Origin of the sequence: Paraburkholderia sp. Tr-20389 (genome assembly GCF_017104565.1) — a bacterium.
Lineage (GTDB): Bacteria > Pseudomonadota > Gammaproteobacteria > Burkholderiales > Burkholderiaceae > Paraburkholderia.
This window is the reverse complement of record NZ_JAAGPD010000029.1, coordinates 1-12,114: the sequence shown is the minus strand read 5'-3', so window position 1 is coordinate 12,114 and position 12,114 is coordinate 1. Positions and strand designations below refer to the sequence as shown.

The window sequence follows — 12,114 nt, the reverse complement described above, 5'->3', positions numbered from 1 at the left end:
GCTCTCTCGAAGAAACATCCGGAACCGAGGATGTTCACGAGACACGACACTTTGCGTCGTTCATATGACGTTGTGATCATCGGCGCGGGAGGCCACGGTCTTGCGTCCGCCTACTATCTCGCGAAGGAGCACGGCATCACGAATGTCGCCGTGCTGGAGAAGGGGTATATCGGAGGAGGTAACACCGGGCGTAACACCACCATCATCCGCTCGAACTATCTGACGCCCGAAGGCGTGCAGTTCTACGACGAGTCGGTGAAGCTGTGGCAGGACCTGTCGCAGGACTTCGATCTCAATCTGTTCTATTCGACGCGCGGCCACTACACGCTCGCGCACACCGATTCGGCGATGCGCACGATGCGCTGGCGCGCCGAAGTCAACAAGCACTACGGGGTGGACTCGGAAGTCGTGGGTCCGAACGAGGTGAAAAAAGCCGCACCGATGATCGACATCTCGTGTGGCGGCGTCGCACCCATCATGGGTGCGCTGTATCACGCGCCGGGCGCGGTCGCGCGGCACGACGCCGTTGCCTGGGGTTACGGGCGCGGCGCGGACCAGCGCGGCGTCGAGATCCATCAGCAGACGGAAGTGCTCGGCATCGATGTGGTGGGCGGCAAGGTCAAGGGTGTGAAGACGTCGCGCGGCTACATCTCGACGAACAAGGTGCTGTGCGCAGTGGCGGGCTCGACGCCGCGCGTGACGGACATGGTCGGTGTGCGGACTCCCATCTTCATTCATCCGCTGCAGGCGATGGTGAGCGAGCCGCTCAAGCCGTGGCTCGATCCGATTCTCGTGTCGGGCAGCCTGCACGTGTACATCAGCCAGTCGGCGCGCGGCGAACTCGTGATGGGCGCGTCGCTCGATCCGTACGAACTGCACTCGACGCGCTCGACGCTCGATTTCGTCGAAGGCCTCACGGCGCACATGCTCGAGATGTTCCCGTTCCTGTCGCAGGCGAAGGTGATGCGTCAATGGGCCGGGATGGCCGACATGACGCCGGACTTCGCGCCGATCATGGGCAAGACGCCTGTCGAAGGCTTCTATCTCGACGCGGGCTGGGGCACGTGGGGCTTCAAGGCCACACCCGTGTGCGGCAAGACGATGTCCCACACGGTCGCGAACGACGCCACCCATCCGCTTATCGAGGGCTTCTCGCTCGACCGTTTCCGCCAGTTCTCGCTGACGGGCGAGAAGGGCGCGGCATCCGTCGGTCACTGACCTGGAGAATCACGATGAAGATCATGACCTGTCCGGTGAACGGCGCGCGCCCGGTGTCGGAATTCGCGTACTGGGGCGAGGTTCGCCCGATGCCCGACCCGGCGACGGCCAGCGACGCGCAATGGGCCGACTATGTGTTCTGCCGTAATGGCGCAGCGGCTGTGAAGCAGGAATGGTGGTGCCACACACCGAGCAACACGTGGTTCATCGCCGAGCGCGATACCGCGAAAGATCTCGTGCTGCGCACGTGGCTGTCGAACGGGGAGGCCTGAATGCGTCTGACTCCTCATCGCGGCGAATGGATCGAGCGCAACACACGCATCGACTTCTCATACGAAGGCAGGCAATACGCGGGCCTCGCGGGCGACACGATCACAAGTGCACTGTGGGCGTCGGATGTGCGCGTGCTCGGCCGCAGCTTCAAGTATCACCGTCCGCGCGGCGTGCTGTCGCTTGCCAATCACGATGTCAACGTGATGCTTCAGGACGGCCAGCGGCTGAACGTGCGCGCCGATGTGACGGCGCTGACGCCTGGCGGCAACTGGCATTCCGTGAATACGTTCGGTGGCGTCGAAGCAGATCGCGCACGGATCGTCGGCAAGCTCTCGGCGTTCCTGCCCGTCGGCTTCTACTACAAGGCGTTCTATAGCAAGCGCTGGTTCCCGCGCTGGGAACGCATGTTCCGCGCGATGACGGGCCTCGGCACCGTCGATTTCAATGCGCCGCATATCCGCACGCCGAAGCGCTACGGCTTCTGCGACGTGCTGGTGATCGGTGCGGGGCCATCGGGTCTGTCGGCGGCGCTGGCGGCGGCGCAAGCAGGTGCCGATGTCGTCGTCGTCGACGAGAATGCGCGCATCGGCGGCAGCGGCGGCTATCAGCTGGGCGGTGACGAGCAGCGCTTCGATACGAGCTGCTCGCTGGAAATGCGCGTGCTCGGGCATCCGCGTATCCGCGTGATGACGAACACGCTCGCGGCAGCGTATTACGCCGATCTGTGGGTGCCGCTGGTGGACTCGACGCGCATCACCAAGATGCGTGCGAAAGCGGTGATCGTCGCGAGCGGCGCATTCGAGCAGCCCGCCGTGTTTCGCAACAACGATCTGCCCGGCGTGATGCTGGCGTCGGCGGCGCAACGGCTCGCTTACCGCTATGCCGTCGCGCCCGGCAAGCGCGCGGTGGTGCTGGCCGCGAATGCCGACGGCTATCGCGCGGCCCTCGACATGCTCGCGCGCGGCATCGAAGTGGTGGCCGTGGTGGATCTGCGCGCATCGCATGGGAGCGGCGATCTCGAACGCGAAGTCAGGGCGAAGGGCGTCGACGTGCTGGCGTCGAGCTGCGTCGTCGAGGCCGTGGCAGGCAAAGCGGGCGGTCGGCTGACGGGCGTGCGCGTTGGTGCGTTCTCGACGCAAGGCGGCTTGCGCGATTCGACGGCGAACACGCGCCTGATCGAATGCGACACGCTGCTGATGAGCGTCGGCTGGGCACCCGCTGCGAATCTGCTGTATCAGGCGGGCACGAAGATGCAGTTCGACCACGCTGTCGAACAGTTTGTGCCTGAACAATTGCCGCCAGGCGTGTTCGCCTGCGGCCGCGTGAACGGCGTGTACACGCTCGGCCACAAGCTTCAGGACGGCGAGCGCGCCGGCATGCAGGCCGCGGCGCACTGCGGACTCGGCGACGGCAAGGCGGCAAGCACGATGCAGTCACGAATCGCGGAACGCGAATCGCCGTCGCATTCATGGCCGATCGTCGGTCACACGTCGGGCAAGAACTTCGTCGATTTCGACGAAGACCTGCAGCTGAAGGATTTCGAAAATGCCGTGCAGGAAGGCTTCGACAACATCGAACTGCTGAAGCGCTTCTCGACCAACGGCATGGGTCCGAGCCAGGGCAAGCACTCGAACATGAACGGCTTGCGCATTCTCGCGCGGCTGACGGGCAAGGAGCCGCAGCAAGTCGGCACGACCACGGCGCGGCCGTTCTTCCATCCCGTGCCGATGTCGCATCTCGCCGGACGCGGCTTCAACCCGGAACGGCGCACGCCGCTGTACGCTCAGCATCGGTTGCTCAACGCGGTGTGGATGCCGGCGGGCGTCTGGCAGCGTCCCGAGTATTACGCGGTCGCGGGCAAGGCGCGTGCGACGTGTATCGAAGAAGAAGCGCTCGCCGTGCGCAACGGCGTGGGCATCATCGATGTCGGCACGCTCGGCAAGATCGAAGTGCGCGGACCGCAGGCCGCCGAGTTTCTCGAACGCGTGTACGTGTCGAAGTACGCGGGGCTGAAAGCGGGTATGACGCGCTACGCGGTGATGTGCGACGAGTCCGGTGTCGTGATCGACGACGGCGTGATCGCCCGTCTCGCCGACGACCACTTCTATTTCACGACCACGACATCGGGCGCGGCCGCCATCTATCGCGAGTTGTCCCGCCTCAACACGATCTGGCAGCTCGACTGCGGCATCGTCAACGTGACGGGCGCGTTCGCCGCCGTGAATCTGGCCGGACCGGCGTCGCGCGCGGTGCTCAGCAAGCTCGTGGATCTCGATCTGTCGACGGCGGCGTTTCCGTACCTCGGCGTGCGCGTGACGGGCGTCGCGCTCGGTCAGAACCGCGTGCCTGCGCGTCTGATGCGAGTGGGTTTCGTCGGCGAATGGGGCTACGAAATCCATATCCCGGCCGAGTATGGCGCAGCGCTCTGGCGAGCGCTGCTCGAAACGGGCAAGGAGTATGGCGTGCGTCCGTTCGGCGTCGAAGCGCAGCGTCTGCTGCGGCTGGAGAAAGGTCACGTGATCGTGAGCCAGGACACCGACGGTCTGACGACGCCGCGCGATGCCGGCATGGCGTGGGCCGTGAAGATGGACAAGCCGTTCTTCGTCGGCAAACGCAGTTTGCAGATCATCGATCAGACGCCGGCCAAACAGTGTCTCGTCGGTTTCGCGCTCGATGCGGGCATGCGCGACAGCAGTCTGCGCGAGTGTCATCTGGTGATCGAAGGCGGCGAGATTGCGGGGCGGGTCACGAGCGTCGCGTGGAGCGCGACGCTGCAAAAGACCATCGGGCTCGCATTCGTGCGGCCCGCCCAGGCGGAGCCCGGCACCCGCATCACCTTCCGTTCGAGCGGCGGCCGCATGGTGTCCGCGACCGTCGTGCCGACACCGTTCTACGACCCTGAGAGCGAGCGTCAAAAAGACGCCGTAACGATAGAAGCTGCTGCGCCGAGGAAGGAGACAGCATGAACGCACCACTTCGAATGAGCCCGGTGTGCGATGCATGGAAAGCGCCCACCTTGCGATCGGGCGTGCGCGAAGGCATGCGCGTCGAGGAACAGGTCGATGCCGCCGACACCATGCGCGCGGCGACGCTCGGCATCGCCGACGTGTCGTTCCTGCCTCGCACGGGCTTCAAGGGCAAGGGCGCGGCGGCGTGGCTGCAGGCGCAGGACATCCCCGTGCCGGAGCAGCCGAACAGCTGGGCGCCGCTTGCAGGCGGCGGCGTGGTGCTGCGGCTCGGCATCTCCGAGTACCTGATCGAAGACGGTCTCACGCAAGGCAGCTCGGCCAGGATGGCTCACCTCGACACGCCTGTGCATGTCTATCCCGTGCTGCATCAGGACGTCGCGCTGGTGTTGTGCGGCGACGCCGTGCACGAGCTGCTGCTGCAAACCTGCAATGTCAATTTCGCCGCCCTCGATCCGGCGGCCCGGCCAGTCGTGCTGACTTCGATGGCGGGCGTCGCCGTCACCGTCATGCCGGGCGTCCGGGCGGGCAGGCCTTACTACCGGATATGGGCCGACGGCACATACGGTTTGTATCTGTGGGAGTGCCTTGCCGGCATCGCTCGCGAGCTGGGTGGCGGCCCTGTCGGAGTCGCTGCAATCACGGATATCGACTAGCCGGGAACCCGGCAGCGAGCAAGTAGTCGACGCGGGCGCGAAGGCGGGCCGGCGTTTTTCGAAACCCTGGACTTATCACGTTTAAGGACATTTACATGACCCCCGAAGACGCCCGGAAGTTTCTCAAAGACAACGAGGTGAAATACATCCTCGCGCAATTCGTCGACATTCACGGAGTCGCGAAGACGAAATCCGTGCCTGCCGCGCACCTCGACAGCATCCTCACGGCAGGCGCCGGTTTTGCCGGCTTCGCCGTGTGGGGGCTCGGTATCGATCCGCAAGGGCCCGACTTCATGGCCGTCGGCGATATCAATACCTTGCAGCTGGTGCCCTGGCAGCCGGGCTATGCGCGTGTCGTCTGCGACGGGCATGTGAAGCGCGAGCCCTGGCCGTTCGAAAGCCGCGTGACGCTGAAGAAGCAGGTCAGCCGCCTCGAAGATCGCGGCTGGATCCTGAACACGGGTCTGGAGCCGGAATTCTCGCTGCTGCGCAAGGGCGCTGATGGATCGATCGTGCCGTGCGATCACACCGATGCACTGCCGAAGCCGTGCTACGACTACAAGGGCCTGTCGCGTTCGCGCGTGTTCCTGGAGAAGCTGACCGATGCGCTGATCAAGGCGGGCATCGACGTCTATCAGATCGACCACGAAGACGCGAACGGCCAGTTCGAAATCAATTACACGTACACCGATTGCCTGAAGTCCTGCGATCACTACGTGTTCTTCAAGATGGCGGCAGCGGAGATCGCGAACGAACTGGGCCTCGTCTGTTCTTTCATGCCGAAGCCTTTCGCGAATCGTCCGGGCAACGGCATGCACATGCATATGTCGATTTCGGACGGCAAGAAAAACCTGTTCGCCGACGATCACGACGAGAACGGCCTCGGCCTGTCGAAGCTCGCGTATCACTGGACGGCGGGCATTCTCAAGCACGCGGCCGCGCTCACGGCCATCTGCGCGCCGACGGTCAATTCGTACAAGCGGCTCGTGGTCGGGCGTTCGCTGACGGGGGCGACGTGGGCGCCCGCGTATGTCAGCTACGGCGACAACAACCGCTCGTCGATGGTGCGCATTCCCGGCGGACGGATCGAGCTTCGCCTGCCGGATGCCGCGTGCAACGCGTATCTCGCGACGGCGGCCGTGATCGCGGCGGGTCTCGATGGCGTCGAGAACCGGCTGGAGCCCGGCAAGCCGTGTAACGCCAATCTCTACGAGATGACTCCTGAACAGCTCAAGGAAAACGGCATCAGCATCCTGCCGCAAAACCTGGAAGCGGCACTGTGTGCACTGGAGCGCGACGAGGTGATGCTCGAAGCGCTCGGACCGGCGGGCGGCGAATTCCTGCGTCTGAAGCACATGGAGTGGATCGAGTACATGCGCCATGTGTCGGACTGGGAACAGAAGACCTACCTCGAATTTTTCTGATCGAGAAACTGAACAGCTTTCCGCTTGAATATGAGCGCGAGGAGATAACGATGTGTGGAATTGTCGGACTACTCGTCAAGAAGCCGGCGTTGCGTGAACGGCTCGGCGAATTGATGGTGCCCATGCTGCTGGGCATGACGGAGCGCGGCCCCGACTCGGCCGGCCTTGCAGTGTTCACGGAACCCGTCGCCGACGGCGTGCGCAAGATCAGCCTTTACTCGGGTCTGACGGAAGAGGGCGCGGACTTCAACTGGCAAGGCCTGGTGCATGAACTGAACCAGCATCTCGGCGCGAAGGCGTCGGTGCAGGTCAAGGACAATCACGCCGTGCTGACCGTGGCCATCGACGCCGAGACGGTCAAGCACTGGATCCGCGAAACGCATCCGGGCCTGCACGTGCTGTCGACGGGCCGCATGATCGACCTCTACAAGGACACGGGCACGCCCGGCCAGGTCGCGGACCGCTACGCGTTCAGCGGACTGACGGGTACGCATCTGGTCGGCCATACGCGGATGGCGACGGAATCCGCCGTGACGCCCGATCGCGCGCATCCGTTCACAGCAGGCGAAGACTTTTGCCTCGTGCACAACGGCTCGCTGTCGAATCCGAATGGCGTGCGGCGCATGCTGGAGCCGCACGGCATCCGCTTCGATACCGACAACGACACGGAAGCCGCGTGCCGCTTCCTCGAATACCGGCTGCGCGAAGGCGACGACCTCGAAGTCGCACTGCAAAAGGGCTTCGAACAACTCGACGGCTTCTACACGTTCCTGATGGGCACGCCGGACAAGCTCGCGCTGATCCGCGATCCGTTCGCGTGCAAGCCGGCCGTGGTGGCCGAGACGGACGATCTCGTCGCGATCGCTTCCGAGTTCCGCTCGCTCGCGCATCTGCCCGATATCAAGCACGCGCGCGTTTTCGAACCGGCACCTGAGGAGATGTACGTATGGACAGTGTGAACTTCGACCTGACGTCCGCCTCGGTGACGGACGTGAACGGCTTCCTGCATCGCGAGGCCGCGAAAGCAGGCACGCGCCGCGTGCTGATCTCGAATCCCGACGGCGCGCACAACATCGCGGTTGGCATCGATTGTCCCATCGAAGTCGAGATCGACGGCCACGCGGGCTACTACGCCGCCGGCATGAACAAGGAAGCGAAGGTGACGATCTCGGGCAGCGCCAGCACGGGTGTGGCCGAGAACATGATGAGCGGCCGCGTGCACGTGAAAGGCTTCGCATCGAATGCAGCGGGCGCGTCGGCGCATGGCGGGCTGCTCGTCATCGAAGGCGATGCGGGCCTGCGCTGCGGCATCTCGCTCAAGGGCGCGGACATCGTCGTGAAGGGATCGGTCGGCAGCTTCTCGGCGTTCATGGCGCAGGCAGGCCGGATCGTGATCTGCGGCGATGCCGGCGATGCGCTCGGCGATTCGCTGTACGAGGCGGTGATCTATGTGCGCGGCAAGGTCAAGTCGCTTGGCGCCGATGCGCGCGAAGAGCCGATGCAGCCCGCGGATGTGGAAGCCGTCGCGCAACTGCTGCGCGCGGCGGGGCCGGCCTTCGCGGAGATCGATCCCAAGGAATTCAGACGCGTTGCATCGGCCCGCTCGCTGTATCACTGGAATGCCGACGCGAATCAGGAATATTGAACCGGGGACCCCGCCATGGAAATCAAGCCCGTACATATGAAACACATCGCCACTGAAGAGTCCTGGGGCTTCGACCGCAAGACGATCGACTATATCCAGAACGCCGCGGCACACGGACTGTATGAGATCCGTGGCCTCGGCGCGAAGCGGCGCGTGCCGCATTTCGACGACCTGCTGTTTCTCGGTGCCTCGCTGTCGCGCTATCCGCTGGAGGGATACCGCGAAAAATGCGTGACCAAGACCGTGCTCGGCACGCGCTTCGCGAAGAAGCCGATCGAGCTTGCGATTCCGATCACCGTCGCGGGCATGAGCTTCGGCGCGCTGTCGGCGAACGTGAAAGAGTCGCTCGGCCGCGCGGCCACGGAAATGGGCACCTCGACGACGACGGGCGACGGCGGCATGACGCCGGAAGAGCGTCGCTCGTCGAAGACGCTCGTGTATCAGTGCCTGCCGTCGCGCTACGGCTTCAATCCCGATGACGTGCGCAAGGCCGACGCGATCGAAGTCGTGATCGGACAGGGCGCGAAGCCGGGCGGCGGCGGCATGCTGCTGGGCCAGAAGATCTCGCCGCGGGTCGCGAAGATGCGCACGCTGCCGGAAGGCATCGATCAGCGTTCGGCATCGCGGCATCCAGACTGGACGGGCCCCGACGATCTGCAGATCAAGATTCTCGAACTCCGCGAGATGACCGACTGGCAGACGCCGATCTACGTGAAGGTCGGCGCGACGCGCACGTTCAACGACGTGAAGCTTGCGGTACATGCGGGCGCAGACGTGATCGTCGTCGATGGCATGCAGGGCGGCACGGCGGCGACGCAGACCTGTTTCATCGAGAACGTCGGCATTCCGACACTCGCCGCGCTGCGCCAGGCCGTCGATGCGCTCGAAGACCTGAACATGAAGGACCAGGTCCAGCTGATCATTTCGGGCGGCATTCGCAGCGGCGCCGACATCGCGAAGGCGCTGGCGATGGGCGCGGACGCCGTTGCGATCGGCCAGGGCGTGCTCGTGTCGCTGGGGTGCAATAGCGCGTCGTATGTCGAGAACGGTCAGCACGTGTCCGCGCTCGACGATTACGCGAACCTCGGCACCGCGCCCGGTTTCTGCCACCACTGCCATACGGGCAAGTGCCCCGTCGGCATCACGACGCAGGACGCGGTGCTGCAGGAGCGTCTGAAGCCCGATGTCGGCGCGAAGCGTCTGAAGAACTATCTGAAGACGCTGAACATGGAACTGACGACGATCGCGCGCGCGTGCGGCAAGCAGAACGTGCACCACCTGGAGCTGGAAGACCTCGTGGCGCTCACGGTCGAAGCGGCGGCGATGGCGCGTGTTCCGCTCGCCGGGACGAGCTGGATTCCCGGCCTGAACGGCGCACGATGACAGCGCAACTGATCGATGGCAGGCATCTCGCGCGGCGTCTGCGCGCGCGCTTTCGCGAGCGCGTCGCAGCACTGTCCGCGCGCGGTGTCGTGCCGGGTCTCGCCGTGGTGCTGGTCGGCGACAATCCCGCGTCCGAGCTGTATGTCGCGAACAAGGTGAAAGCCTGTGCCGACTGCGGCGTGCGCTCGTTCATGCATCGCTTTCATGCGGACTGTCGCGAGACGGAACTGCTCGACCGTATCGCCGCGCTCAACGTCGAGCGCGGCACGCACGGGATTCTCGTGCAGTTGCCGTTGCCGCCGCAGATCAATGCGCGGCGCGTGCTCGAGAGCATCGTCGTCGACAAGGACGTGGATGGCTTCCACCTGTACAACGTCGGTGCGCTGGTGGTCGGCAATTCGATCTTTCCGCCTTGCACGCCGTATGGCGTCCAGCTTCTGCTGGAAACCACGGGTATCGACGTGGCAGGCAAGAACGTCGTGGTGGTCGGCGCGAGCAATATTGTCGGCAAGCCGATGGCGCTGATGCTGCTGCAGCGGGAAGCGACCGTCACGGTGTGCCACGTGAAGACACGCGACCTCGCGCAGCATACGATCCATGCCGACATCCTGGTGGTCGCCGCCGGCAAGCCGGGGCTCATCAAGGCGGAGATGGTCAAGGAAGGCGCGATCGTGATCGATGTCGGTATCAATCGCATGGCGGATGGGCGTATCGTTGGCGATGTCGACTTCGAACCCGTGCGCGAGCGGGCGTCGTGGATCACGCCGGTGCCGGGCGGCGTCGGACCGATGACGGTCACGATGCTGATCGAGAACACACTGCGCTCCGCCGAGCGTTTCGCGGACGGGGAAGCGTTTCATCCGCCGCAGCCTTTCTGGCAGGTGCCGGCAGGCTAGGGCAAGCATCGTTGCAGGAGACCTTCGATGGCTGACGATACACGCAAGGCACTCGAAACCGCCGCGCAACTCGCGCTGGCGTTCCATGACGCGCGCGGGTCGCGTCCGACGGGTCCGGTGGCGAGCTTCGGCGAACTGCGCGCGGCATTCGGCGGCCCGACGCCTGAACAGGGCGAGCCTGCCGATGCCGTCATCGAGCGGCTCGCGGCCATCGCCCAACCCGGACTGCTGGGCACGGCGGGGCCGCGCTTCTTCGGCTGGGTCGCGGGCGGCTCGCATCCCGCGGGCGTCGCGGCGGACTGGCTCACGAGCGTCTGGGGGCAGAATGCCGCGACCTACCACGGCGCCCCCGCCGCCGCTGTCGCCGAACAGGTGGTGGCGCAATGGCTCCTCGATCTGCTGGACCTGCCGCGCGGCTGCTCCGTCGGTTTCACGACGGGCGCGACGATGAGTAACTTCGTGTGCCTTGCCGCCGCCCGCGACGCCGTGTTGCGCCGCGCGGGCTGGGACGTCGAAGCCGACGGCCTGTGCGGCGCGCCGCGCATTTCCGTCTATGTCGGCGAAGGCGCGCATGCCAGCGTGCGGGCCGCGCTGCGCTATCTCGGCATCGGGGAGCGGTCCGTCATTGAGGTCCCCGCCGACGAAGCTGGGCGCATGCAGCCATCTGCATTGCGCGAGGCGCTCGCGCAGCACGATGGACCGCTGATCGTCGTTGCTCAGGCGGGCCACATGATGACGGGCGCGTTCGATCCCGTCGGCAAGATCGCCGCGTGCGCGCACGAGCACGGCGGATGGGTGCACGTCGATGCCGCGTTCGGGCTGTGGGCGCGAGCGTGCCCCGAGCGCATGCATCTCGCGGCAGGTGTCGAGCATGCCGACTCGTGGGCGGCCGACGCCCACAAGTGGCTGCAGGCACCGTACGAAACGGGCTGCGCATTCGTGCGCGACGCCGACGCGCACCGGCGCGCGATGTCGATCCGCGCGAACTATCTGCCGCAAGCGGACGATGGCGTACGCGATCCCGCGCACTACGCGCCGGAGCTTTCCCGGCGCGCGCACGGTTTTGCGTTGTGGGCGCTGGTGCGCACCTTAGGACGCGAGGGAATCGCGGCGATGATCGCGCGGCATTGCGAGCTTGCTTGCCGCATGGCGCGCCGGCTTGCACGCGGGCCGGGCGTTGCGCTGCTCAACGAAGTCGAACTGAACCAGTTGATCGTGCGCTTCGGCTCGGCCTACGACGGCCCGCTCGCCGACGAGCTGACGTTGCGCACGGTCGAACGCATTCAGGCGCAGGGCGTCTGCGATGTGCGCGAGGCAGTCTGGCAAGGACGTACCGTGATGCGCCTGTCGGTCATTTCCTGGGCCACGACGGAGCACGATGCGGATTGCACAGCCGATGCGATCCTGGCTGTGTGGGATCAGGTGCATGGCGAGTATCTGTGTCAGGAGCGCGAGGCGATGGCACTGGCGTTTGGTTGATTTCAGCGTTGTTTCGGTAGACGGAAATGAAAAAGGGCGGCCCGCGGGCCTAATGCCGTTCAGTTAAGCGACTGAACGGCATTTTGTTTTTGGCGCAAACCGGTTGTAAACGGGACGCGGCGATGTTAACTTTCATCGCCATGCTGGTCGATGATCTGCGCCTGCTTGTTGAAT

General features: G+C 65.0%; 10 protein-coding genes. All 10 read left to right on the top strand.

What is annotated here, in order from left to right; translation table 11 throughout:
* Positions 1-30: 30 nt before the first annotated feature.
* Positions 31-1,218: an FAD-dependent oxidoreductase gene (locus G3N95_RS24565; protein WP_223958322.1), complete on the top strand. Its 1,188-nt coding sequence runs from the start codon at positions 31-33 to the stop codon at positions 1,216-1,218.
* A 14-nt stretch (positions 1,219-1,232) separates the two neighbouring features.
* The gene (locus tag G3N95_RS24560; protein ID WP_205972670.1) at positions 1,233-1,490 is read left to right on the top strand and encodes a sarcosine oxidase subunit delta; all 258 of its coding nucleotides are present in this window, start codon (positions 1,233-1,235) and stop codon (positions 1,488-1,490) included.
* Positions 1,491-4,457 (top strand): glycine cleavage T C-terminal barrel domain-containing protein, encoded by a 2,967-nt coding sequence (locus tag G3N95_RS24555; RefSeq protein WP_205972669.1) that lies wholly within the window; start codon positions 1,491-1,493, stop codon positions 4,455-4,457.
* On the top strand, positions 4,454-5,113 hold the full coding sequence (locus G3N95_RS24550; RefSeq protein WP_205972668.1) for a hypothetical protein: 660 nt from the start codon (positions 4,454-4,456) through the stop codon (positions 5,111-5,113). Before G3N95_RS24555 ends, G3N95_RS24550 begins: the two co-directional genes overlap by 4 nt.
* A 95-nt stretch (positions 5,114-5,208) precedes the next feature.
* Positions 5,209-6,537 carry a type III glutamate--ammonia ligase gene (gene glnT / locus G3N95_RS24545; RefSeq protein WP_205972667.1) on the top strand — a complete coding sequence of 443 codons (1,329 nt, stop codon included), beginning with the start codon at positions 5,209-5,211 and terminating at the stop codon, positions 6,535-6,537.
* 50 nt (positions 6,538-6,587) lie between these two features.
* The gene (locus tag G3N95_RS24540) at positions 6,588-7,496 is read left to right on the top strand and encodes an amidophosphoribosyltransferase (protein ID WP_205972666.1); all 909 of its coding nucleotides are present in this window, start codon (positions 6,588-6,590) and stop codon (positions 7,494-7,496) included.
* On the top strand, positions 7,484-8,182 hold the full coding sequence (locus G3N95_RS24535) for a protein glxC (protein WP_205972665.1): 699 nt from the start codon (positions 7,484-7,486) through the stop codon (positions 8,180-8,182). The genes G3N95_RS24540 and G3N95_RS24535 overlap by 13 nt, the downstream gene beginning before the upstream one ends.
* 15 nt (positions 8,183-8,197) lie before the next feature.
* Entirely contained in the window at positions 8,198-9,565 is a 1,368-nt protein-coding gene (locus G3N95_RS24530; protein WP_205972664.1) for an FMN-binding glutamate synthase family protein, read from the top strand.
* Complete coding sequence (gene folD, locus G3N95_RS24525) at positions 9,562-10,461, top strand: bifunctional methylenetetrahydrofolate dehydrogenase/methenyltetrahydrofolate cyclohydrolase FolD (protein WP_205972663.1); 900 nt, start codon at positions 9,562-9,564, stop codon at positions 10,459-10,461. Before G3N95_RS24530 ends, folD begins: the two co-directional genes overlap by 4 nt.
* Positions 10,462-10,488: 27 nt before the next feature.
* Entirely contained in the window at positions 10,489-11,940 is a 1,452-nt protein-coding gene (locus G3N95_RS24520) for an aminotransferase class V-fold PLP-dependent enzyme (RefSeq protein WP_205972662.1), read from the top strand.
* Positions 11,941-12,114 lie beyond the last annotated feature (174 nt).